This window comes from Bradyrhizobium sp. USDA 4474, assembly GCF_054057515.1.
In genome coordinates, this window is sequence record NZ_JBSRZJ010000002.1 from 1,822,707 (window position 1) to 1,845,075 (window position 22,369).

The 22,369-nt window shown below is 63.2% G+C and carries 22 protein-coding genes; 15 read left to right on the forward strand and 7 right to left on the reverse strand.

Features of this window, described 5'->3' with window-relative positions:
• Window positions 1–1,401: an amidase family protein gene (locus ACVW16_RS10460; protein WP_456699161.1), complete on the reverse strand. Its 1,401-nt coding sequence runs from the start codon at window positions 1,399–1,401 to the stop codon at window positions 1–3.
• Window positions 1,402–1,576: 175 nt separating this feature from the next.
• Entirely contained in the window at window positions 1,577–1,834 is a 258-nt protein-coding gene (locus tag ACVW16_RS10465) for a DUF6894 family protein (RefSeq protein ID WP_456699162.1), read from the reverse strand.
• A 249-nt stretch (window positions 1,835–2,083) separates the two neighbouring features.
• Between ACVW16_RS10465 and pqqA the strand changes: the two genes are divergently transcribed.
• The 9 genes from pqqA to ACVW16_RS10510 all read left to right on the forward strand — a co-directional run bounded on the left by pqqA (window position 2,084) and on the right by ACVW16_RS10510 (window position 11,721).
• Window positions 2,084–2,164 (forward strand): pyrroloquinoline quinone precursor peptide PqqA, encoded by an 81-nt coding sequence (gene pqqA, locus ACVW16_RS10470; protein ID WP_007595659.1) that lies wholly within the window; start codon window positions 2,084–2,086, stop codon window positions 2,162–2,164.
• Between the two features lie 114 nt (window positions 2,165–2,278).
• Window positions 2,279–3,208 carry a pyrroloquinoline quinone biosynthesis protein PqqB gene (pqqB, locus tag ACVW16_RS10475; RefSeq protein ID WP_456736074.1) on the forward strand — a complete coding sequence of 310 codons (930 nt, stop codon included), beginning with the start codon at window positions 2,279–2,281 and terminating at the stop codon, window positions 3,206–3,208.
• 20 nt (window positions 3,209–3,228) lie between these two features.
• Window positions 3,229–3,999, forward strand: a complete 771-nt coding sequence (gene pqqC, locus ACVW16_RS10480; protein WP_456738217.1) for a pyrroloquinoline-quinone synthase PqqC — start codon at window positions 3,229–3,231, stop codon at window positions 3,997–3,999.
• 24 nt (window positions 4,000–4,023) lie between these two features.
• Window positions 4,024–4,335 carry a pyrroloquinoline quinone biosynthesis peptide chaperone PqqD gene (gene pqqD / locus ACVW16_RS10485; RefSeq protein ID WP_456802348.1) on the forward strand — a complete coding sequence of 104 codons (312 nt, stop codon included), beginning with the start codon at window positions 4,024–4,026 and terminating at the stop codon, window positions 4,333–4,335.
• Window positions 4,332–5,525, forward strand: coding sequence for a pyrroloquinoline quinone biosynthesis protein PqqE (gene pqqE, locus ACVW16_RS10490; RefSeq protein ID WP_456699165.1), 1,194 nt, complete (start codon window positions 4,332–4,334; stop codon window positions 5,523–5,525). Before pqqD ends, pqqE begins: the two co-directional genes overlap by 4 nt.
• Window positions 5,515–6,501 (forward strand): prolyl aminopeptidase, encoded by a 987-nt coding sequence (gene pip / locus ACVW16_RS10495; protein WP_456736076.1) that lies wholly within the window; start codon window positions 5,515–5,517, stop codon window positions 6,499–6,501. Before pqqE ends, pip begins: the two co-directional genes overlap by 11 nt.
• 376 nt (window positions 6,502–6,877) lie before the next feature.
• Window positions 6,878–8,677: an FAD-dependent oxidoreductase gene (locus ACVW16_RS10500; RefSeq protein WP_456699167.1), complete on the forward strand. Its 1,800-nt coding sequence runs from the start codon at window positions 6,878–6,880 to the stop codon at window positions 8,675–8,677.
• Complete coding sequence (locus ACVW16_RS10505) at window positions 8,647–10,494, forward strand: 2-oxoacid:acceptor oxidoreductase subunit alpha (RefSeq protein ID WP_456736077.1); 1,848 nt, start codon at window positions 8,647–8,649, stop codon at window positions 10,492–10,494. Before ACVW16_RS10500 ends, ACVW16_RS10505 begins: the two co-directional genes overlap by 31 nt.
• Window positions 10,495–10,665: 171 nt before the next feature.
• Entirely contained in the window at window positions 10,666–11,721 is a 1,056-nt protein-coding gene (locus tag ACVW16_RS10510; protein ID WP_456699169.1) for a 2-oxoacid:ferredoxin oxidoreductase subunit beta, read from the forward strand.
• 1 nt (window position 11,722) lies between these two features.
• On the opposite strand, the gene ACVW16_RS10515 is transcribed toward ACVW16_RS10510, so the two are convergent.
• The gene (locus ACVW16_RS10515) at window positions 11,723–12,169 is read right to left on the reverse strand and encodes a DUF4399 domain-containing protein (RefSeq protein ID WP_456699170.1); all 447 of its coding nucleotides are present in this window, start codon (window positions 12,167–12,169) and stop codon (window positions 11,723–11,725) included.
• Window positions 12,170–12,186: 17 nt separating this feature from the next.
• On the reverse strand, window positions 12,187–13,716 hold the full coding sequence (locus tag ACVW16_RS10520) for an SUMF1/EgtB/PvdO family nonheme iron enzyme (RefSeq protein ID WP_456699171.1): 1,530 nt from the start codon (window positions 13,714–13,716) through the stop codon (window positions 12,187–12,189).
• Window positions 13,717–14,087: 371 nt separating this feature from the next.
• Here ACVW16_RS10520 and ACVW16_RS10525 point away from each other — a divergent pair, with 371 nt between their 5' ends.
• The 6 genes from ACVW16_RS10525 (at window position 14,088) to ACVW16_RS10550 (ending at window position 16,820) form a co-directional block, all read left to right on the forward strand.
• Window positions 14,088–14,708, forward strand: coding sequence for a hypothetical protein (locus ACVW16_RS10525; protein ID WP_456738218.1), 621 nt, complete (start codon window positions 14,088–14,090; stop codon window positions 14,706–14,708).
• Between the two features lie 29 nt (window positions 14,709–14,737).
• Window positions 14,738–15,187 (forward strand): DsrE family protein, encoded by a 450-nt coding sequence (locus ACVW16_RS10530; RefSeq protein ID WP_456736078.1) that lies wholly within the window; start codon window positions 14,738–14,740, stop codon window positions 15,185–15,187.
• A gap of 207 nt (window positions 15,188–15,394) precedes the next feature.
• Entirely contained in the window at window positions 15,395–15,718 is a 324-nt protein-coding gene (locus ACVW16_RS10535; protein WP_456736079.1) for an ArsR/SmtB family transcription factor, read from the forward strand.
• Window positions 15,715–16,146, forward strand: a complete 432-nt coding sequence (locus ACVW16_RS10540; protein WP_456736080.1) for an SRPBCC family protein — start codon at window positions 15,715–15,717, stop codon at window positions 16,144–16,146. The genes ACVW16_RS10535 and ACVW16_RS10540 overlap by 4 nt, the downstream gene beginning before the upstream one ends.
• A gap of 45 nt (window positions 16,147–16,191) precedes the next feature.
• A complete protein-coding gene (locus ACVW16_RS10545; protein WP_456699175.1) occupies window positions 16,192–16,401 on the forward strand; it encodes a hypothetical protein in 210 nt (69 codons plus the stop codon).
• Entirely contained in the window at window positions 16,401–16,820 is a 420-nt protein-coding gene (locus ACVW16_RS10550; RefSeq protein ID WP_456705061.1) for a DUF1801 domain-containing protein, read from the forward strand. Before ACVW16_RS10545 ends, ACVW16_RS10550 begins: the two co-directional genes overlap by 1 nt.
• 206 nt (window positions 16,821–17,026) lie before the next feature.
• Here the strand turns inward: ACVW16_RS10550 and ACVW16_RS10555 are convergent, their stop codons facing one another.
• From ACVW16_RS10555 to ACVW16_RS10565, 3 genes are read right to left on the reverse strand one after another with little or no spacing between them, the layout of a single operon-like run.
• A complete protein-coding gene (locus ACVW16_RS10555; protein WP_456699176.1) occupies window positions 17,027–18,565 on the reverse strand; it encodes a SpoVR family protein in 1,539 nt (512 codons plus the stop codon).
• Window positions 18,562–19,839, reverse strand: a complete 1,278-nt coding sequence (locus ACVW16_RS10560) for a YeaH/YhbH family protein (RefSeq protein WP_456705062.1) — start codon at window positions 19,837–19,839, stop codon at window positions 18,562–18,564. The genes ACVW16_RS10555 and ACVW16_RS10560 overlap by 4 nt, the downstream gene beginning before the upstream one ends.
• Window positions 19,840–19,858: 19 nt before the next feature.
• Window positions 19,859–21,802, reverse strand: coding sequence for a PrkA family serine protein kinase (locus ACVW16_RS10565; protein ID WP_092237520.1), 1,944 nt, complete (start codon window positions 21,800–21,802; stop codon window positions 19,859–19,861).
• Window positions 21,803–22,369 lie beyond the last annotated feature (567 nt).

Consider the following 22,369-nt stretch of genomic DNA (forward strand, 5'->3'; position numbering starts at 1 on the left):
CTAACCCACGGGATCGATCGGCGACGGCGGCACGCCGCCCGCCTCGATCGCTTCGCCGGCGAGCAGACAGAGATCCTCGCGATAGCGGCCGGAGACGATGTGGACGCCGACCGGAATCTTGCCGACGAGGCCTGTCGAGACGACCAGGCCCGGCAGCCCCATGAAGGGGGTCGCGATCTGCGGCAGCTGCGCTTCCCAGACGCGCTCGAAGGATTGAGCGTCCTTGCGGTCGAGATGATCGGGGAACGGCAGCTCGCCGGACACCGGCGTCAGCACGACGGCGTATTTCTCGAAGAACAGCATCCAGTCGCGGGTCAGCGTGGCGCGGCGGGTCAGCGCCTGCGCGTAGTCGGCCTGGTCCATCGGCGTCACCTTGGCGCGGTTGCCGCGCAGACACGCCAGCGCGCCGGGATCGCCCTCGCGCTCGGCCATCTCAAGCTGCGCCTCATAGGCTTCGCCAAGCCAGAGTTTTCGCTGCCATGTGACGGCTTCGCGCATCGGCGGGGTGTTCTCGATCACCTCGACGGTCCACCCCGCGCGCTCGAGGCGCTTGCCGGCGTCGGTCACGGCCGCCTTCACCTCAGGCGTGGTGGCGAGGCCGTCCGGGTTGAGGCAGACCGCAGCGCGCTTGTCGCGCGCGGGGCCTTCCAGCGGGACCGGCACATACCAGGGATCGCGCACGTCGCGCGCCGACATCGCGGCGAGCGAAATGCGCAGGTCATTCACGGTGCGTGCCAGCGGGCCCGACACTGCCATGAGCTGCGGCCCGATCGGGCGTTCCGGCAGCGCCGGGTTGAATGCGGGAATGCGGCCCAAGGTCGGGCGCAGGCCATGCACGCCGCAGGCATAGGCGGGATAGCGGATCGAGCCGGCGATGTCGGTGCCGTGGGCGATTGCACCGATGCCGGCAGCGACCGCCGAGCCGGCGCCGCCGGACGAGCCGCCGGGGGTCAGCGAAGCATCGCGCGGGTTCTTGGTGTCGCCATGGACGAGATTGGTGGTGAACCAGCGATAGGAGAAGGCCGGGCAATTGGTGCGGCCAAGGAGAACAGCCCCGGATTTACGGAAATTGGCGACGACGGGATTGTCCTCGCGGGCGATCAAGTCGCTCTGCAGCTTGAGGCCGTTGGTGGTGGCAAAGCCCGCCTGGTCGACATTGGCCTTGATGGTCACGGGCACGCCGGCGAGCACGCCGGGGTCTTCCCCCCTGGCAATGGCGGCATCCACGGCGTCGGCCTGCTTGATCACGTCCTCGGGCCGGTGGTCGATGACGGCGTTGAGCTGGGGGTTGACCGCGTCCAGGCGATCGAGGCCGGCCTTGGCCGCCTCCCGGGCCGACACCTTCCTGGATTTGACGAGATTCGCGAGGTCGGCTGCCGAGAGGCGCCAGAGATCTTGCATGACATGCTCCGTGTAACCGGCGTCTTTTAGCGCCGGGAACGCGGCAAAGCCATGCGGATTTCGCAGGGAAACCGTCATTGCGTGCGAAGAAGCAATCAAGGCTGTCGCCGCGGAGGCAGTCTGGATTGCTTCGTCGCTTCGCTCCTGCCAATGACGGGAGGGAGCGGCGGCCCCTCTAATGCCGCGTCGCGGACTCGCCCGGCATGTCCAGCAGCGCCTCGCTGAAGGGAAATTCCAGAACGATCTCGCCGTCATCGTCGGTGACCTCGATGACCGCCTCGAGCAGGGCCGGCTGCGCGCCCTCGGACTTCACGACCTCCAGGATCATCTGGCGGGCGACCTCCCAGGCGCGATCCGGGTTGCGCAGATCCTCGCCGTCGGGATCCACGATCAGTTCGTCGCCGATACGGGTGTTGAAGAAATATTTGGGCATCACGAGATCCAGCTAAAGGCGCCTGTATCGGATTGAAAGCTGCACTGCACTCACAACTGCTTTATCAGGACAGGGTTCGCGACCGAATGTGCCAAGCGCGAGGCCGCATCCCCGGAAGTAATGTTCCCAGTGTCATTTTTCGCGTCGCAACATGGCGTTTCTCGGGAAGATTTCTCTGGCGAACTTTTTCGCCCGCATTAGTTTACCCATGGTCGGACACGTCCGAGTTCGCAGAAATGGAGAACCAAAATGGCCTGGAAAGCCCCCAAAATCGTCGAAGTGCCCTGCGGCATGGAAATCAACATGTATGTGAGCGCCACCCGTAAGTAAGCGGTCGGCGAGTTAAGCGTTCTGCGCATGGGTCTTTCGGTCGCGAGCGGTTTCCCGGCGGGAAACTGTGTCGGTCTGAGATCCCCTTCGCGAATTTGCCCCAGGAGACGGATCATGCTTCGCGTCGTCGTCCTGGGCGCCGGCGCCGGCGGCGGTGTTCCGCAATGGAATTGCGGTTGCGACGGTTGCCGGGCGGCCCGCGCCAATGGCCATGAGCTTTATCGAACCCAGGCCTCGGTCGCCTTCAGCGGTGACGGCGAGCACTGGTTCCTGATCAACGCCTCTCCCGATCTCCGCCAGCAATTGAATGCCACGCCGCAGCTGCATCCCAAGGCGGGCGCGCTGCGCCATACGCCCGTTGCCGGCGTGATCCTGACCAACAGCGAAGTCGATGCGGTCGCGGGCCTGCTGTCGATGCGCGAGGGCTCGCCCTTCACTGTTTATGCGCATGAGAAGGTTCTGGCGATCCTGGCCAGCAACAGCATCTTCAACGTGCTGAACGAGAAGAGCGTCAAGCGCCAGCCGATCGGCATTTCCGAGCCGTTCGAACCGAGATTCCCGGACGGCGCGCGCTCGGGCCTTGAAGTGCTCGCCTTCGCCGTGCCGGGCAAATCGGCCTGGTATCTCGAAGGCAAAACGCATCCCGGCGGCGAGAGCGGCGACGGCGACACGCTGGGCGTGAAGATCACCGACAAATCGACCGGCAAGTGCTTCTATTTCATCGCCGCCTGCGCCGAGGTCACCGATGCGGTGAAGGCCGAGATCGACGGCGCCGCACTGGTGTTCTTCGACGGCACGGTCTGGCAGGACGACGAGATGATCAAGGCCGGGCTCGGCCACAAGACGGGCAAGAGCATGGGCCATGTCGCGATGTCCGGCGCCGATGGCGCGATCGCGCGGCTGGCCGATCTCTCACTCGACAGGAAGATGTTCCTGCATATCAATAACTCGAACCCGGCGCTGCTGCCCGGTACGCCTGAACGCAAGACGGCCGAGGCGGCGGGATGGCAGATACCCGCCGACGGAACGGAGATCGTGCTGTGACTGCCGCGTCCAAGCCTGAAATGAACATGACTGGAATCACTGCGCTCTCTGTCGGCAAGGACATCCGGCTCACGACCGCCGAGGAACTGGAGGCGACGCTGCGTCACATCGGCGCCACGCGCTATCACAGCCTGCATCCGTTCCATAAGCTGCTGCACGGCGGCAAGCTGAACAAGGGCCAGGTGCAGGCCTGGGCGCTGAACCGCTACTATTACCAGAGCACTATCCCGATCAAGGACGCGGTGGTGATCTCGCGCTTCCGCGACCGCGCCACGCGGCTGGAATGGCGCCACCGCATCGAGGATCATGACGGGGATGTCGGCTCTGAAGGCGGCATCGAGCGCTGGCTGAAGCTGACCGAAGGTCTCGGCCTCGACACGGCCTATGTGGAATCGACCGAAGGCATTCTGCCGGCGACGCGCTTTGCGGTGGAGGCCTATGTGCACTACTGCCGCGAGAAGAGCCCACTGGAGGCGATCGCCTCCTCGCTGACCGAGCTGTTCGCGCCAAACCTGCACGAGGAACGCATCTCGGGCATGCTGGAGCATTACGACTTCGTCAATCCCGACATCATGAGCTACTTCAAGCGCCGCCTCACGCAGGCGCCGCGCGATGCCGGTTTCGCGCTCGACTATGTCAAGACGCATGCCACGACGCCGGAGCAGCGCGCGCAGGTCTGCAACGCGCTGATCTTCAAGACCAACGTGTTGTGGGTGCAGCTCGATGCGCTCCAGCACGCCTATGTCGAAGGCAACATTCCGCCGGGCGCGTTCGTGCCCAAAGAAAACTGAGAAGGCGAGCTGAGGAATAAGAGCATGGTCCGGCCGCGGAACATCAGCGTCAGCGAGGCAAGCCGCCCCGTGCTGCCGCGGCACGCCAAGCTCAAATATGACGAGACGCGACAAGTCTGGGTGATCCTGGCGCCGGAACGCGTGCTGGCGCCTGATGAAATCGCGGTCGAGGTCTTGCAGCTCTGCGACGGCAGGCGCAGTGTCGGGGAGGTATCCGATCAGCTGGCGGCGAAATACGCCGCCCCCCGAGAGGCGATCCTGGCCGACGTCATCGTCATGCTCCAGGATCTCGCGGACAAGGGCTTCCTCACCGAAGTCAGGGAGAAGACGCCATGAGCGATGTGCTCCCGACCATCCCGCTTGATACCGGCGACAGTCTCGCGGTGCTGGAGAAGAGCCGCTCGACGGCCGAGACCTTCGGCATTCCGCTCGCGGTGCTGCTGGAGATCACGCACCGCTGCCCGCTGCAATGCCCCTATTGCTCCAACCCGCTCGAGCTCGACCGCTCGGGCAACGAGCTGACCACCGAGGAATGGAAGAAGGTGCTGAGCGAGCTCGCCGAGATCGGCGTGCTCCAGGTGCATTTCTCCGGCGGCGAGCCGACGGCGCGCAAGGACCTCGTCGAGCTGGTCAAGCATGCCAGCGATGTCGGCCTGTACACCAACCTCATTACCTCGGCCGTGCTGCTGACGCGCGAGCGGCTCAGCGATCTCGCCGACGCCGGGCTCTGCCATGTGCAGATCTCTTTCCAGGGCATCGAAGAGGGCCTCGCCGACCGCGTTGCCGGCTACAAGGGCGGCCACCGCAAGAAGCTCGAAGTCGCGAAATGGACGCGCGAGCTGGATCTGCCGCTGACGGTGAATGCGGTGATGCACCGGCAGAATTTGCATCAGCTCCCTGAGATCATCCAGATGTCGGTCGATCTCGACGCCGACCGGCTCGAGGTCGCCAATGTGCAATATTACGGCTGGGCGTTGAAGAACCGCGCCGCGCTGATGCCGACGGTCGCGCAGCTCGAGCAATGCACCCGCACCGTCGAGGAGGCCCGCGAGCGGCTCAAAGGCACGCTGGCGATCGACTACGTCGTCCCTGATTACTACGCGCTGCGGCCGAAGAAGTGCATGGGCGGCTGGGGCCGGCAGTTCTTCAACATCTCGCCGGCCGGCAAGGTGCTGCCCTGCCACGCCGCCGAGAGCATCACCGGGCTCGACTTCGAATCCGTGCGCTCCAACCATTCGATCGCCTGGATCTGGCGGAACTCCGAGGCCTTCAACCGCTATCGCGGCAGCGGCTGGATGAAGGAGCCGTGCAGGAGCTGCGAGTTCCGCGAGATCGATTTCGGCGGCTGCCGCTGCCAGGCCTTTGCGCTGACAGGCGATGCCGCCAACACCGACCCGGCCTGCGCGCTGTCGCCCTTGCACGAGACCATCTTCAAGCAGGCCGAGCGGGAGGCCGAGGGCGAGACCAACCGCTTCCTCTATCGCAACTTCGCCGGCGGCACTCTGGAACACGAGAATGGTGCCTGACGCGGACGCGGCTGCATCCGCGAGACGTGCCGATCCCTTTGCGCCGCTGACATCGGACATGCTCGATGTCGGCGACGGCCACGAGCTCTATGTCGAGAGCGTCGGCCGCGCTGACGGCATCGCCGCGATCTACCTGCATGGCGGCCCCGGCAGCGGCTGCCAGCCCGATCACCGCCGGCTGTTCGATCCCGAACGCATGCACGCCGTGCTGTTCGATCAGCGCGGCTGCGGCCGCAGCCGGCCGAAGGGATCGCGCGAGCACAACACCACGGCGCATCTGATCGCCGACATGGAGAAGATTCGCGAGAAATTCGGTCTTGACCGCTGGATGGTGGTCGGCGGCTCCTGGGGCGCGACGCTGGCGCTGGCTTATGCGCAGGCCCATCCCGCGCGCGTCTGCGGCATTGCGCTGCGCGCGACGTTCCTCGGCACGCAGGCGGAGGTCGAGATCGCCTTCACCTCGCGCCTGGCGCAGTTCTATCCGGCGCTGCACGAGGATTTCCTGAGCGTGCTGACGCCGGAGGAGCGCGCGCATCCGGTTGAAGCCTATTATCGCCGCATCCTCGATGCCGATCCCGCCGTGCATGGGCCGGCCTCGCGCGCCTGGCACGACACCGAGCGCGCCCTGTCGGAACACAAGGCGACCAAGACCCGCATCGACCTCGCCTCGCTCAACGTCTGGCGTACGCTGCCCGCGACGCCGTTCATGGAGGCGCATTATTTCGCCAACAGCTCCTTCATGAGCGAAGACCAGCTGCTGCGGAATGCAGACAAGCTCGCCGGCATTCCCGGCATCATCGTGCAGGGCCGCTACGATTTGTTGTGTCCCCCTGAGACATCCGCGCGGCTTGCGCAGGTTTGGCCGGGTTCCGAGGTCAGGATCGTAGAAGGCGCCGGGCATTCGCTCTATGATGCCGGCGTGCGGGACGCGGTCATGAAGTCGATCGCCGATCTCGCGTCGAAGGCCGCGCGCTGACGCGCCCTTCCCGCTGCCCGTCTCCCTCGGCACCTATGCGCACATGTGGGGCCTCGCGAAGAGCGATATGGTGCGCGGCTGAAGTCGGAAGATCGCCACGCTGCCCGCCAGATCTTTTCGCGGATGCACCTCGCAGCGACGGAGATAGAGCACCGCGTGATGCTGCACCGCCGCATGACTGCGCGCGGACGTTAATGCTGTCTGCGCGGAGCTCCCATGAAAGCAGGTGATCGCGAAAATTTGCCGTTGTACTCCGGAGCGGTTCTAATAAGCTAACCCAATGACGTCATTCAGAAACCAGATTGCGACGCGTTAAGCGTTCGACAAGCTCGAGAAAAGGCCGCCGGGTCTTTGAGCCTGTGCGGACATGGTAGGAATGAAACCGACCGATATCGCGGCCCCCGACTACTTTCACAAAGTGGTCGATTGCCAGTGGGCCTGTCCTGCGCACACCCCCGTTCCCGAATACATCCGACTGATCGCACAAGGCCGCTATAGCGACGCCTATATGATCAATTGGAAGTCGAACGTGTTTCCCGGAATCCTGGGACGCACGTGCGATCGTCCATGCGAACCGGCGTGCCGGCGCGGACGCGTCGAGGAAACGCCGGTGGCGATCTGCCGCCTCAAGCGCGTCGCTGCCGACTTCAAGGACGACATCAAGCAGCGCCTGCCGCACCCTGTTGCGAAGAACGGCAAGCGTGTCGCGTTCGTCGGCGGCGGTCCGGCCTCGCTGACGGTGGCCCGCGACCTCGCGCCGCTCGGCTATCACTGCACCGTGTTCGACAGCGATCCTGAAGCCGGCGGCATGATGCGGACGCAGATCCCGAAATTCCGCCTGCCCAATTCCGTGATCGACGAGGAGACCGGCTATATCCTGGGTCTCGGCGTCGAGTTCAAAGGCGGTCACCGCATCGAGAGCATGAAGGCGCTGCTCGCGGAAAAATATGACGCGATCTTCGTCGGCTCCGGCGCGCCGCGCGGCCGCGAGCTCGACATCCCCGGGCGGAAGGAGGCCGCCGCCAACATCCATATCGGCATCGACTGGCTCTCCTCCGTGTCGTTCGGTCACACCGACAAGATCGGCAAACGCGTGATCGTGCTCGGCGGCGGCAACACCGCGATGGATTGCTGCCGCACCGCGCGCCGCCTCGGCGGGGAGGACGTCAAGGTGATCGTGCGCTCCGGCTTCGAGGAGATGAAGGCCTCGCCCTGGGAGAAGGAGGACGCCATCCACGAGGACATCCCGATCCTCAACTACATGGTGCCGGTGGAATTCAAGCATGTCGCAGGCAAGCTGATCGGCGTCACCTTCCAACACGTCAAGGCCGAATACGACGCAAAAGGTCGCCGCAATCTGGTGCCTTCGGGCGATCCCGATCAGACCATCCCCTGCGACGACGTGCTGGTCGCGGTGGGCCAGGAGAACGCCTTTCCCTGGATCGAGCCGGATTGCGGCATCGAGTTCGACAAATGGCATATGCCGCAGGTCGATCCGAAAACCTTCGTCTCGACCAACCCAAAGGTGTTCTTCGGCGGCGATGCCGCGTTCGGGCCGAAGAACATCATCTGGGCGGTGGCGCAGGGCCACGACGCCGCGCTGTCGATCCACAAGCTGCTCTCGGGCGAGGACATCACCGAGCGGCCGCTGCCGGAGGTGAACGTCTCATCGCAGAAGATGGGCATCCACGAATGGAGCTACGACAACGACATCTCCATCGATAAGCGCTTCAAGGTGCCGCATCGCGACAAGGTCGTCGCGCTGAAGGACATCCGCACCGAGGTCGAGCTCGGCTACGACGTCAAGCTCGCGCTCGGCGAGGCGCATCGCTGCCTGAACTGCGACGTCCAGACGGTGTTCTCGACCTCGCTCTGCATCGAGTGCGATGCCTGCGCCGACATCTGCCCGATGGACTGCATCACGTTCACCGCCAACGGCGAGGAAGACGATCTGCGCCATCGCCTGAAGGCGCCCTCGCCGCATCAGGACCAGGACCTCTACGTGTCCTCCGCTCTCAAGACCGGCCGCGTGATGGTCAAGGACGAGGACGTCTGCCTGCATTGCGGGTTGTGCGCCGAGCGGTGTCCTACCGGGGCCTGGGACATGCAGAAATACTTCATCGAGATGACTCACGCAGGTTCGACATGTCCGACAAAAAGCCGATCAGCAGCGTAAACGACTTCGTCGTCCGTTTCGCCAACGTCAACGGCTCGGGCTCGGCCAGCGCCAACGAGATGTTCGCGCGCGCGATCCTGCGCCATGGCGTACCGGTGTCGCCGCGGAACATCTTCCCCTCCAACATCCAGGGCCTGCCGACCTGGTACGAGGTGCGCGTCACGGAAGCCGGCCATCTCGGCGCCCGCGGCGGCGTCGACATGATGGTGGCGATGAACCCGCAGACCTGGGACAAGGACGTCGCCGGCATCGAGCCCGGCGGCTATCTGTTCTACGATTCCACCAAGCCGATGCCGTCGACCAAATTCCGCGACGACATCACCGTGATCGGCGTGCCGCTGACCGCGATCACCAACTCGACCTATACCGATCCGCGCCAGCGCCAGCTGTTCAAGAACATCATCTATCTCGGCGCGCTGTCCGCGCTGCTCGAGATGGATCCGAAGCTGATCGAGCAGCTGATCGGCGAGCAGTACAAGGGCAAGGAGAAGCTCTTGTCCTCCAACGTCCATGCGCTGCATCTCGGGCGCGACTGGGCGCTGCAAAACCTGAAATGCCCGCTGGGCTTACGCATCAAGAAGTCCGACAAGGTCGGCGACCGCATCTTCATCGAGGGCAATAGCGCCGCCGCGCTCGGCGCCGTCTATGGCGGCGCGACCGTCTGCGCCTGGTATCCGATCACGCCATCGTCCTCCGTGGCGGAGGCCTTCACCGCGCATTGCAACAAGTACCGGCACGATCCTGAAACCGGCAAGGCCAAATACGCGATCGTGCAGGGCGAGGACGAGTTGGCTTCGATCGGCATCGTCATCGGCGCCTCCTGGAACGGCGCCCGCGCCTTCACCGCGACCTCAGGGCCCGGCATCTCGCTGATGACCGAGTTCATCGGCCTCTCCTACTTCGCCGAGATTCCGGCCGTGATCATGAACATCCAGCGCGCCGGCCCGTCCACGGGCATGCCGACCCGCACCCAGCAATGCGACATCATCGCCTGCGCCTATGCTTCGCATGGCGACACCAAGCATGTGCTGCTGTTCCCGGAAGACCCGGCCGAGGCGTTCGAGTTCGCGGCGGCCGCCTTCGATCTCGCCGAGCGGCTGCAGACCACGATCTTCCTGATGCTCGATCTCGACATCGGCATGAACCACCGGCTCTGCCGCCCGCTGAAATGGGACGATGCCAAGCAATATGACCGCGGCAAGGTGATGACGGCGGAGATGCTGGAGGAAGGCCGCGATTTCGGCCGCTATCTCGACGTCGACGGCGACGGCATCCCCTACCGCACCTATCCCGGCACGCACCCGACCAAAGGCTCGTATTTTACCCGTGGCACCTCTCGCGACCGCTATGCGCGCTATTCCGAGGAAGGCACCGTTTATGCCGACAACATGCAACGCCTCGTGCGCAAGTTCGAGACCGCGCAAGACCTCGTGCCGCGACCGCTGCAGGCCAATGCGGAACGGCCGACCAAATATGGCGTGATCTATTTCGGCTCGACCTCGCCGGCCATGGACGAGGCGATCGGCTTGTTGGAAGCGCGCGGGCACCAGCTCGATCGCCTGCGCATCCGCGCCTTTCCGTTCCACTCGAGCGTGGCGAGCTTCCTTGCCGAGCACGACTTCGTCTACGTGGTCGAGCAGAACCGCGACAGCCAGCTTCGGCAGCTCATCGTCAACGAGAACGGCATCGACCCCGTCCGCCTCGTGCCGATCGTGCACTATGACGGCACCCCCATCACCGCACGTTTCATCGCAAAAGCCATTGGCGACCACCAGGATCACCTCAAGGTGACCCCGCTCCGCAAGGCCGTGTCATGATGGCCGGCTGCATCTACATCGTCTTTGCGAGCGCAGCGAAGCAATCCAGAGCCTTGCCGCGGAGGGATTCTGGATTGCTTCGCTGCGCTCGCAATGACGGGTTGCCGCAGCAACAGCCCGGGCGGGGCTGAAAGACGTGGGATTGCGGCGAGGAAGCAGAAAGAAATTGTCATGACCTACATCGCAAAGCCGAAATTTCATCATCCCGGGCTGAAGAAGAACGAGCTCGGCTACACGCACCGCGACTACGAGGGCAAGATCTCGACGCTGTGCGCCGGCTGCGGCCATGATTCGATCACGGCGTCGATCATCGAGGCCTGCTACGAGCTCTCGATCGAGCCGCACCGGGTGGCAAAGATCTCCGGCATCGGCTGCTCGTCCAAGACGCCAGACTATTTCCTCGGCAATTCGCATGGCTTCAACTCCGTGCACGGCCGCATGCCGTCAGTGCTGACCGGCGCCAATCTCGCCAACCGCGACCTGATCTATCTCGGCGTCTCCGGCGACGGCGATTCCGCCTCGATCGGCTTCGGCCAGTTCGCGCATTCGATCCGGCGCGGCGTCAACATGACCTATATCGTCGAGAACAACGGCGTCTACGGCCTGACCAAGGGTCAGTTCTCGGCCACCGCCGACCGCGGCTCAAAGTCGAAGAAGGGCGTGACCAACACCGACAACGCCATCGACCTCGTCGCGATCGCACTGCAACTCGGCGCCACCTTCGTGGCGCGCTCGTTCTCCGGCGACAAGACCCAGCTGGTGCCGCTGATCGCAGCCGCAATCCGCCACAAGGGCGCGTCCTTCATCGACGTCATCAGCCCCTGCATCGCCTTCAACAATCACGCCGGCTCGACCAAGAGCTTCGATTACGTCCGTGAGCACAACGACGCCGTGAACCGGCTCGACGTGCTGGTCGGCCGCGACCCCATTGCGGTCGACTACGCGCCTGGTACGGTGCAGGTGGTCGAACAACATGACGGCAGCAAGATCGCGCTGCGCAAGATCGATGCCGACTACGATCCCCATGACCGGTTGGGGGCCCAGACCTTCCTCGCCAAGCACGCCGCCAAGGGACAGATCGTCACCGGCCTGCTCTATGTGGATCCCGATGCGGAAGATCTGCACGCCCATCTCAACACGGTCGAGACGCCGCTCAACAGGCTCGAAGCGGACACGCTGTGCCCGGGCTCGGCGGTGCTGGACAAGATCAACGCCAGCCTGCGCTGAATCACTGGCTGCGCTGCGACGGTGGCCTGACACGCACGGTGATCTTGTCTGAGACGACGGGCGGATCGAACGGATAGTGCTTGGCATCGCCCAGCAGCAGCTGAAGGGTGTGGGTGCCGGGCGGGAGCTCCAGAAACGTTTCGGTCTGTCCCGCGCCGAAATGCAGATGCGACTTGTCCTGGAGAATCGGCTCCTTCGGGTCAATCGGGTCGGTGACGTCGACAAGCAAATGATGATGACCGGCGTTCTGGTAATCATCACCGGCATGCGTCACCCCCATGTTGCGTAAGCCGAACCGGACCCAGAATCCGCCGCGGACCTTCTGCCCGTCATACGGGGTGATGAAGTAGAGCTTTGCGTCCTTTGGAGCTGTCTTGCCTTGCGCAAGTGCTGTGCCCGGAAGCAACGCAAGCGCCATCGACAACGTGATGCAACGAAGGATTTGCATCAAACCCACTCCCCTGACTAAGGACCAAGAGCGACTCGGAATCCATGCGTCGGATAGCGAACATTGGTGTCGTAGCCATCGCGGTTGGATGGCCTCACATATCTCGAATCGTTCTTCCACGAGCCCGAGCGCAAGACATGCGATGTACAGTCCCCGCCGTTCCACGCCGAGCCGTCACCAGGCGCGCCCTGGTAGGTTCTGTGCCAGCAGTCCTCGACCCACTGGTCGACGCCGCCGCCCATGTCATGGAGCCCGAATGGATTCGGCTTGAAGCTGCCGACCTTCGCCGGCTGCTCGGCCGCGAGATCACCGCAATCCTTGCATCCGGCCATGCCCGACTGGAGCTTGTCACCCCACCAGTATTTGGTCTGCGTTCCGCCGCGGGCGGCAAATTCCCATTCGGCTTCGCTCGGAAGCCGATAGGGCTTTTTGGCTGCTTGCGCGAGATAGGCCACGTACTGCTGCGCGTCGGTCCAGCTCACATTGGTGACGGGCGCATCGTCCTTTCCGGTCGCAACAAATCCGCATGCCTTCGCAGCAGCGCATTCGTTCCATTCGGCGGTCGTCACCGGGTACTTGCCGATTGAAAATGGCTTGATCGTCACCTGGTGGACAGGCCGCTCGGTCGGGTCGTCATTGCTTCCCATCGCGAAGCTGCCGCCGCGAATGGCGATCATCTCGGGTTCGCGGGCGGGCGTCGCCGATGGGCTCGGCGACGGCGCGGATGACGGAGTTGAGGCGGCCACTGACGGAGACGGTTGAGGTGTCGGCGCCGCCGCTTCGCGTGGCGGCGGTTGCGGACTTGGAGATGCGACCGGAGGGACGGCCGGCGCGGCGGCGCGCTCGCCTGTCTTGCCCGGCTGCTGCGCCAGCAGATATCCCAGCACGCCGGCAGCAATCACCAGCAGCGTGACCGCGAGGAGAAAGATCAGCGTGTTCTCGCGCCGGCCCCGTGTCCTCCCGACCGCATCGGCGTCCGGCAGGACGCGATAGACGCGAACGGGATCCGTGATGTTCTTGACCTTGCGGTCTCCGAGCGACTCGTAGCCGCACACGACCTTGTGCTTGATCTGCTCGTAGATCGCGCCCGAAATGTAGACCTGACCGGGATCGGCGATTCCCTCGATGCGCGTGGCAATGTTGACGCCGTCGCCATACACGTCGTCCGGTTCTACGATCACGTCACCCAGGTTGATGCCGATCCGGTATTCGATCCGCGATTCCCTCGGCAGCGAAGCGTTGCGGCCGATGAGATTCTGCTGAATGACGATACTGCACCTGACAGCCTCGACAGGACTGTCGAAAATCGCGATGAAGCCATCGCCGGTCGTCTTCACCAGCGCGCCATGATGCTCGATGATGCTGGGCCCAATGAGGTCTCGCTCGATCCGCTTGACACGGACATGCGTGCCTTCCTCGTCGGCTTGCATCAAGCGGCTGTAGGAAGCAATGTCACCGACAATGATCGCAGCGAGGCGACGGGGCATTGAGCCCTGCGGAGGCGGCTCGCCGTGATTTCCGGATCTGAAGTTGCGAATTTCGCCCATGACGGGGCTCCACAAACTTGCAAAGACGGATCAGCTTAAAACTCCGAAATGCGATTGCCTGTGAAGAGTATCACATCGATGAACCGCGACAACGTCGTAGCGGACCGCGCGCGGTTCCCAGACACAAGCGCCGCTGAACCTTCCTGGTCCGACGGCGACTAAGGCTGACGCGAGCGCACCCATTAACCTGCGTCTATTCTCCGCGACACGTTGCGCGACAACCTGTTCGACCTCGGAAAGCTCCACACTACTTCAGCGAGGCCGCCGGAGCGAGGGCAGATGAACGCTCGGCGAGCGGCTTGCGACTAAACCGCAACGGCCCGCTTCCTTCCCGATACGGGCCGTCAATGGCCAACGTCCCCGGTGCGATCATGAAGCTTGCCCTCATCCTCCCGCTTGCCCTCGCCGCCTTCATCGGCGCCGCCCGGGCCGAGGAGGTCGACGATATCCACGAGGCCACCACGGCCGAAGCCGATACCTTCAACGCGCGCATCTATGCAGGCCCACCCGGCAAGACGGCCTATGCCTGCTTCGTTCGCCGTTACGATGCCGCACATCTGGCGCAGCATCCGAAGCAGAAGGTTGCCTCGATGAAGCTGCTGGTCTCGGCCGAGACCGACGCAGTGGACAATCAGCTGCGCAACTCGTTCCGGATCGGCTTCCACTATCGCCACCGCAGCGGCGCTTTCGACTCCAGCGGCTCCTGCCACCACGCGGTGTTTACCAAGCACGGCAGCGAGGTGCGCCTCGACTGCGGCGTCGATTGCGAGGGCGGCGGCGTCGGCATTGCACTGTCAAAGGACGACAAGTCAGCCATCGTGCGGCTCGAAAGCATCAGGATCTGGCTGCACAACAACCCGACTGAAGATAAAGACCGATCCCTGGTCGCAGGCCAGGACGACGGGATTTTCCGGCTCGATCGGACCGACAACAGCGAGTGCGCCGCGTTGGTGACCGACCGCAAGGAACTCGCTGCGCTGCGCCACAAGTGATATGCCTCCGGCAAAATCAGGAGATCATCATGAACCGCCGGAACATGTTGTGGAGCACCGTCTCGGCGCTTGGCGCAACCTTTGCGGCCTCGCGCGCCAAAGCGGCGGCTGAACCCACCAAGCCCGACAAGCTGAAGGTCGTCTATCACCTCGCTGACGCCGACAAGGTCAATTTCGTGCTCGGCAACATCCAGAACCACATCGACGGCGTCGGCGGTCCCGACCACGTCAAGCTCGCGCTTGTCATCCACGGGCCGGCGTTGAAGGCGTTCCACTGGGCGCACGCCAACCCCGACGTCAGCCGGCGGATCAGCAATTTCGCGAAGGACGGCGTCGAGCTCGCCGCCTGCGGCAACACCATGAAGGCGCAGAACATCAAGCTGACCGATCTGCTGCCGGGGTTCGTGAGTGCGGAGAAGGGCGGCGTGGTTCATCTCGCTGAGCTTCAGTCGCAGGGGTATCTGTATTTGCGGCCGTAACGGCTGCCGCGAATTCGCGCTCTCTCCCGGCTTGCGGGGGAGGGGGTGTCTCCGCGACGGGACAATCCCCCAGAGCAAAAAGCCCTCCCGCAAGCGGGCGAGGGAAGGCGGAGCCCGCAGAGTCGCCTACTCACTTCGATCTCACTTGACACACCCATAACTCCACGGTTATGGGTTGATCCATAACTTCTGAGTTATGGATTCCCGATGTCCGCCGCCCCCGACCTCCTGTTCCGGACGCTCGCCGACCCCACAAGGCGGGCGATCTTCGAGCGGCTTTGCCGCGAGGGCGAGCAGACGGTCGGGGCACTGACGGCGACATCAGGCGTTTCCCAGCCGGCGGTCTCAAAACATCTGGGCGCGCTGAAGCAGGCGGGCCTGGTGCGTGACCGCCACGAAGGACGCCAAACCCATTACAGCGCGCAGCCCGGTGCGCTCGATCCACTGATCGACTGGACCAGCCAGATGGCGGGCTTCTGGCAGAACCGGCTCGATGCGCTCGACGATCTCCTCAAGAGGATGGACCAATGACTGAAGCTGCGACCGAAACACGTTCCGTGGTGATCGAGCGGGAATTTGCCTTTCCCCCGGAGCGGCTGTGGCGCGCGCTGACGCAGCCGCATCTGATCGAGGAATGGCTGATGAAGAACGACTTCAAGCCATCGGTCGGTCATCGCTTCAATCTGCGCGGCGAATGGGGCGGTGTGCTGGACTGCGAGGTGCTCGCCATCGAACCGCAACGCTCGCTCGCCTACACCTGGAATTTCACGCATGAGGACGCGGCCTACGACCTCAAGAGCGTCGTGACGTTCACACTCACCCCACGGGGATCAGGCACGCATCTGCGCGTCGAGCAGGCAGGCTTCCGTCCCAGCCAGAAGCAGGCCTATGGCGGAGCGCATGCCGGCTGGAAGCAGTTTTTCACCAAGCTGGACGAGCTGCTGGCGCGGACCGAATAGTCCGGCTGATTCCGTCCATCCCACACATCGCCGAAGGAGATTGAGATGAGTTCGAACACGTGGATCCGGCAGATCCATCGCTGGCTGTCGATTGCCTTCACGATTGCCGTGATCGCCAACATCGTTGCGCTGACCATGCAGATTCAGGCGACATGGATCGGACTGCTGGCTTTCGTGCCGCTGATCCCGCTGCTCGCGACCGGGCTCTATATGTTCGCGCAGCCCTATCTCGGCCGCTCCAGCGAGGCGCGATGATGAAGAAGGCCGTGACCGCAAACAAGAAAGAAACGGACGGGCCGTCGCCGTCAAAGCTGATCGACGGTCGGATCAAGGAGCTCGGCGACTGGCGCGGCGAGACGTTGAAGCGAATCCGCGCGCTGATCAAGGAGGCCGATCCTGATGTCGTCGAGGAATGGAAATGGCGCGGCGTTCCCGTGTGGGAGCACGATGGCATCATCTGCACCGGCGAGACCTACAAGACCGTGGTGAAGCTGACCTTTGCCAGGGGCGCGGCGCTGGACGATCCGGCCGGCCTGTTCAACTCCAGCCTCGACGGGAATGTGCGGCGCGCGATCGATATCGGCGAGGGTGCGAAGATCAACGAGAAAGCCTTGAAGGCGCTCATCCGCGCGGCCGTGGAGCTGAATGGGTCGAAGAAGAAGCGACCGGCGTAGGCACGCCATGCAGCCACGGCGCCTTCCTTCTCCCCTTGCGGGAGAAGGTGGCGCGAAGCGCCGGATGTGAGTATCCACGAACACCAAAGTGTGCCGGGAATACCCCTCACCCGAGCGAGCTTGTGTCTCCCGCCGTCGCTGCCCTCTCCCGCAAGGGGCGAGGGCACATCAACGCACATCCCGCCATGTCGCTTCGCGTGCCCGCCTCAGGCCACCGCCGCCGCGATCGGACGCGGGCTGACGACATACTCCCGCAGCACCTTGTCGCTGGAATCGACCTCGATCAGCGAGACGTCGTAGGTCCAGAGATCGGCGAGATGCTGAAGCACCCGCTTGGCATCGGTCTCGTTGAGCTGCGAACCCTTGATGACGCGGTGATGCAGGATCAGCCGGCGGTCGCCGGAGAGATCGACGTCGACCACCTCGATATTGGCATCGATGAAGCCGACGTCGTGCTGCCGCGCCAGCTCGCGGCGAACCCGGCGGAAGCCGCGCTCGTCGTGGATGGCATCGACGCGGATGCCGGCGCGCTCCTCGGGATCGTCGTGCAGGTGGAACATGCGGAAGTGCCGCATCAGCTTCGGACTCAGGAATTGGCCGATGAAGCTCTCGTCACGATAATTGGCCCAGACGTCGCGCAGCACGCCCATCACGTCGTTCCTGCCGGCGATATCGGGGAACCACTCGCGGTCCTCATCTTGCGGATTGGTGACGATGCGCTCGATGTCCTGCATCATTGCGAAGCCGAGCGCATAGGGATTGAAGCCGGAGAAGCGCGGATCGTCGAATTCGGGCTGGAACACCACGTTGGTGTGCGATCCCAGGAATTCGAGGAAGTTGCCGTCGGTGATGCGGCCCTGCTGATGCAGCTGGCTCATGATGCGATAGTGGACGTAGGTCGCCGTCCCCTCATTCATCACCTTGGTCTGGCTCTGCGGATAGAAATATTGCGCGATGTGGCGGACGATGCGCAGGAGCTCGCGCTGCCAGGGCGCCAGCCTTGGCGCGCTCTTCTCCAGGAAATAGAGCAGGTTTTCCTGCGGCAGGCCGAGCAGCTTGCGGCGTCGTTCGAGCGAGATCGCGGTCCGGGCCTTCGAGGCGCCCTTGGGTACCGTGCGCCAGAGGTCGTTGAAGACTTCCTGCTCGTGCTGCCGGCGACGCCCTGCCCGCTTTTCTTCCTCGCGCAGATCCAACTGCTTCTTGCCGGGATAGCGGTCGATGCCGTGCGACATCAGCGCGTGCGCGGCATCCAGCGTGCGCTCGACCTCGGTGCGGCCGTAGCGCTCCTCGCACTGCATGACGTAGTTCTTGGCGAAATCCAGATAGTCCAGAATGCCCTCGGCATCGGTCCACTGCTTGAACAGATAATTGTTCTTGAAGAAGTGGTTGTGACCGAAGGCCGCGTGCGCGATCACCAGCGTCTGCATCGTCGCCGTGTTCTCCTCCATGAGGTAGGAGATGCAGGGCGAGGAGTTGATCACGATCTCATAGGCAAGGCCCATCAGGCCCTTGCGGTAGGAGGCCTCGTGATACGCGAAGTGCTTGCCGAACGACCAGTGCTTGTAGAACAGCGGCATGCCGACCGAGGAATAGGCATCCAGCATCTGCTCGGCGGTGATGACCTCGATCTGGTTCGGGTAGACGTCGAGACCGAGACCCTTCAGCGCCACCTCCTCGCACGCATCGGTAATGCGCTGCAAGGTGTGGAAATCCCAATCGGCGCCTTCGAACAAGCGTTCCGTCATGGAGCGGCTTTCTCCTGGGCAGTTTCGCGGCGCTGGAACAGGTCGTGGAACACCGGAAAGATCTCGCTGCGCTCAGAGACCTTGCGCATCGAAAGCGGTGCGCCGGAGTTGCGGAGGCGCTCGTAGAGGGTCCAGAGCGAGGAATCGGAGAGATCGAAGGCGCTGCCGCCGGATTCCCCGACCTCGAGATAGGCGAAGAACTGGCAGGCCGGCAGGATCTTTTCGGTCAGCAAGAGACCGGTGAGCTCGCCGTCGGAATAGGAATTGTCGCCGTCGGAGGCTTGCGCGGCATAGATGTTCCAGTCCGAGGGATTGAAGCGCTCGCGCACGATCTCGTGCATCGCCTGCAGCGCGCTGGAGACCAGTGTGCCGCCGGAGGCCGGACCGTAGAAGAAGGTCTGCTCGTCGACCTCTTCGGCGCGATCGGTATGGCGGACGAAGACGATCTCGACATGCTTGTAGCGCCGCTTGAGGAACACGTACAGCAGCATGTAGAAGCGCTTTGCCAGATCCTTCATGTGCTCGGACATCGAGCCCGACACGTCCATCAGGCAGAACATCACGGCCTGCGCGACCGGCCGCGGCATCTTCTCGTAGCGGCGGTAGCGGATGTCGAGCGGGTCGATGAAGGGAATGCGCTTGGTCTTGGCCTTCAGCTTTTCGAGCCGGGCGACAAGCTCGGCGCGCTCGTCCTCGTCGGTGCAGGCCTCAATCGCTGCTTCCAGCTCCTCGACCTCGTCCTTGCGCGGACGCTTGAGCGCGATGCGGCGGGCAAGCGCAAGCTTCACCGTTCGGCTCACCGAGATGTTGGCGGGCGAACCCGACGTGGTGTAGCCGGCGCGCTGGATGCCTTCGCTCTCGGTCTGCGCGATCTTGCGCTTGGCCAAATCGGGCAGCTCGAGATCATCGAGGAAGAGATCGACGAATTCATCGCGGCTCAGCACGAAGCGGAAGGCATCTTCGCTGTCGCCCTCACCCGGTCCGGAATCCTTGGCGCTGCCCTGGCCCTGGCGCTGGAGATAGTCGCCCTCGATGAACTTCTTGTTGCCGGGCAGCACCATGTCCCGCGTTCCGCCTTCACGGCGGAAACGCGGCTCGTGCATCCCGTCGAGCGGGATCGTGACCTCACCACCCTCCAGGACGTCCTTGATTTCGCGTTCCTGCGAGGTCTTCTTGACGGCGCCCTGCACCAGGGATTTGGCCCGACGCAAGAACCGCTGGCGGTTTTCAAGGCTCTTGCCGCCTGGATTCAGGCGCCTGTCGATGATGTGAATGGCCACTTTCTCATCCGCCTCAACCGGCTTGCTTCACGCGCATGTACCATTCGACCAGTCGGCGAACCTGACGCTCGGTGTAGCCACGCTCCACCATGCGTGCGACGAATTCGCCGTGCTTCTTCTCCGTCTCGCCGTCCTTCTTCGAACCGAACGAGATGACCGGAAGCAGGTCCTCGACCTGAGAGAATATCCGCTTTTCGATCACATCGCGAATCTTCTCGTAGGAGGTCCAGGTCGGATTCTTGCCGCCGTTCTGGGCCCGGGAGCGTAACGAGAATTTGACGACCTCGTTCCGGAAGTCCTTGGGGTTGGCGATGCCCGCCGGCTTCTCGATTTTCGTCAGCTCCTGGTTCAAAAGCTCGCGATCGAGCAGCTGGCCCGTATCAGGGTCCTTGAAGTCCTGATCCTCGATCCAGGCGTCGGCGTAATCGACGTAACGGTCGAACAGGTTCTGGCCGTAATCCGAGTAGGATTCCAGATAGGCCTTCTGGATCTCGTTGCCGATGAATTCGGCGTAGCGCGGCGCGAGCTCGGCCTTGATGAATTCGAGGTAGCGCTTTTCGACTTCCTCGGGCAGCTGCTCCCTGCGGATCGACTGCTCCAGCGCGTACATCAGATGCACGGCGTCGGCGGCGACTTCCTGCGGATCGTGATTGAACGTCGCAGCCAGGATCTTGAAGGCAAAGCGGGTGGAGACTCCGTCCATGCCCTCATCGACGCCAGCGGCATCGCGATATTCCTGGACGCTGCGCGCCTTGGGATCGGATTCCTTCAGGCTCTCGCCGTCATAGACCCGCATCTTGCCGAACAGCGTCGAGTTCTCGTGCTTGCGCAGGCGCGACATCACCGAGAATCGCGCCAGCGTCTCCAACGTCGAGGGCGCGCAGGGGGCGGACGCGAGCTCGGAGCCCTGGATCAGTTTCTCGTAGATCTTCTGCTCTTCGGTGACGCGCAGGCAGTACGGCACCTTGATGACGCAGATGCGGTCGATGAAGGCTTCGTTGTTCTTGTTGGACTTGAAGCTCGCCCATTCCGCCTCGTTGGAGTGCGCGAGGATGACGCCGGTGAACGGGATCGCGCCGATATTCTCGGTGCCGATATAGTTACCTTCCTGCGTTGCGGTCAGCAACGGGTGCAGCATCTTGATCGGCGCCTTGAACATCTCGACGAACTCCAGCACGCCCTGATTGGCGCGGTTGAGGCCGCCCGAATAGCTGTAGGCGTCGGGATCGTTCTGAGCGTAGGTCTCGAGCTTGCGGATATCGACCTTGCCGACCAGCGAGGAGATGTCCTGGTTGTTCTCGTCACCGGGCTCGGTCTTGGAGATTGCGATCTGGCGCAACCGCGAGGGCTGGATTTTTGCGACTCTAAACTGAGAAATGTCGCCGCCGAAAGCTTCGAGCCGCTTGTAGCACCACGGACTCATCAGACCGGTGAGACGCCGGCGCGGAATGCCATACTTCTCTTCCAGCATCGGACCGAGATGATCGGGATCGAACAGGCTGAGGGGGCTCTCGAACACCGGCGAGAGTTCATCGCCGGCCTTGAGCACGTAGATCGGATGCACTTCCATCAGCGACTTCAGCCGCTCGGCGAGAGAGGATTTGCCGCCGCCGACAGGCCCGAGCAGATACAGAATCTGCTTGCGCTCCTCTAGTCCTTGCGCCGCATGGCGGAAGAAGCCGACGATGCGCTCGATGGTTTCTTCCATGCCGTAGAAGCCGGCAAAGGCCGGATAGGTACGGATGGTGCGGTTCAAAAAAATACGGCCAAGGCGTGGGTCCTTGGCCGTGTCAATCGTCTGAGGCTCGCCGATCGCCGCTAGTAACCGTTCGGCCGCATTCGCGTATTTCATGGGATCGCTTCGACACGATTCCAGATATTCCGCCATCGACATGTCGTGCTGGCTTCTCGCCTCGAACGACCGAGCGAAAGCGTTGAATAGAGAATCGTTGTACATGATCCCTCTCCGCGTGAGTTCCGCTACAAGCTGAAACGAAAGCAGTTGCTGGACCGTTCCTCAGGCCGCGTTTCGAATCAGCGTGAGCACATGACGATCATTGGACACCCGGCTGCCAACACGACGCAATGCACAAGGTAGGCACTCGCTGAATTACGAACAGGCACTTGCCTGTAATTTGTGCGAATCTTCGTCTATCTTGGCTCATTTCCAGAAATTGTCACTGGCTCGCCACATCCGGGCAAATACCGGGGATCGCTCCATCCGGCACTGCAACATAGAACGATCTGCGCGCGGCGAACTTATGACGCTTGTAGGGCGACGCCTTGGGTGTCGCGTTCATCTTCCTGGTGCAAGACAGGCCGTCACCGGGCGAACAGCGCGACCCCGGCATAGCCGATCGTCGCATCGTGAGAGCTGAGTCACCCCGCCATTCCAAGGCCAAGCTCGCGCTCAGCAGCGTCGCGACGAGGCTCACAGCGACCCCGGCCGCAGACGCGTGACGCATGGACCGATTTCGAGATCATGGGATGCACCCACACAGCCGGCCGGCAATCGATGCCCGGC

Excerpts from the sequence above, each read along its gene's own strand:
- ACVW16_RS10555 (WP_456699176.1), bottom strand. The coding sequence starts at position 18,565 with ATGACGGAACGCTTGTTCGAAGGCGCCGATTGGGATTTCCACACCTTG.
- ACVW16_RS10520 (WP_456699171.1), bottom strand. The coding sequence starts at position 13,716 with ATGGGCGAAATTCGCAACTTCAGATCCGGAAATCACGGCGAGCCGCCT.
- pqqC (WP_456738217.1), top strand. The coding sequence starts at position 3,229 with ATGAACATGACTGGAATCACTGCGCTCTCTGTCGGCAAGGACATCCGG.
- pqqA (WP_007595659.1), top strand. The coding sequence starts at position 2,084 with ATGGCCTGGAAAGCCCCCAAAATCGTCGAAGTGCCCTGCGGCATGGAA.
- pqqE (WP_456699165.1), top strand. The coding sequence starts at position 4,332 with ATGAGCGATGTGCTCCCGACCATCCCGCTTGATACCGGCGACAGTCTC.
- pqqB (WP_456736074.1), top strand. The coding sequence starts at position 2,279 with ATGCTTCGCGTCGTCGTCCTGGGCGCCGGCGCCGGCGGCGGTGTTCCG.
- ACVW16_RS10535 (WP_456736079.1), top strand. The coding sequence starts at position 15,395 with ATGTCCGCCGCCCCCGACCTCCTGTTCCGGACGCTCGCCGACCCCACA.
- ACVW16_RS10550 (WP_456705061.1), top strand. The coding sequence starts at position 16,401 with ATGAAGAAGGCCGTGACCGCAAACAAGAAAGAAACGGACGGGCCGTCG.
- ACVW16_RS10515 (WP_456699170.1), bottom strand. The coding sequence starts at position 12,169 with ATGCAAATCCTTCGTTGCATCACGTTGTCGATGGCGCTTGCGTTGCTT.
- ACVW16_RS10530 (WP_456736078.1), top strand. The coding sequence starts at position 14,738 with ATGAACCGCCGGAACATGTTGTGGAGCACCGTCTCGGCGCTTGGCGCA.
- ACVW16_RS10565 (WP_092237520.1), bottom strand. The coding sequence starts at position 21,802 with ATGTACAACGATTCTCTATTCAACGCTTTCGCTCGGTCGTTCGAGGCG.
- ACVW16_RS10505 (WP_456736077.1), top strand. The coding sequence starts at position 8,647 with ATGTCCGACAAAAAGCCGATCAGCAGCGTAAACGACTTCGTCGTCCGT.
- ACVW16_RS10465 (WP_456699162.1), bottom strand. The coding sequence starts at position 1,834 with ATGCCCAAATATTTCTTCAACACCCGTATCGGCGACGAACTGATCGTG.
- ACVW16_RS10545 (WP_456699175.1), top strand. The coding sequence starts at position 16,192 with ATGAGTTCGAACACGTGGATCCGGCAGATCCATCGCTGGCTGTCGATT.
- pqqD (WP_456802348.1), top strand. The coding sequence starts at position 4,024 with ATGGTCCGGCCGCGGAACATCAGCGTCAGCGAGGCAAGCCGCCCCGTG.
- ACVW16_RS10525 (WP_456738218.1), top strand. The coding sequence starts at position 14,088 with ATGAAGCTTGCCCTCATCCTCCCGCTTGCCCTCGCCGCCTTCATCGGC.
- ACVW16_RS10540 (WP_456736080.1), top strand. The coding sequence starts at position 15,715 with ATGACTGAAGCTGCGACCGAAACACGTTCCGTGGTGATCGAGCGGGAA.
- ACVW16_RS10500 (WP_456699167.1), top strand. The coding sequence starts at position 6,878 with ATGAAACCGACCGATATCGCGGCCCCCGACTACTTTCACAAAGTGGTC.
- ACVW16_RS10510 (WP_456699169.1), top strand. The coding sequence starts at position 10,666 with ATGACCTACATCGCAAAGCCGAAATTTCATCATCCCGGGCTGAAGAAG.
- ACVW16_RS10460 (WP_456699161.1), bottom strand. The coding sequence starts at position 1,401 with ATGCAAGATCTCTGGCGCCTCTCGGCAGCCGACCTCGCGAATCTCGTC.
- pip (WP_456736076.1), top strand. The coding sequence starts at position 5,515 with ATGGTGCCTGACGCGGACGCGGCTGCATCCGCGAGACGTGCCGATCCC.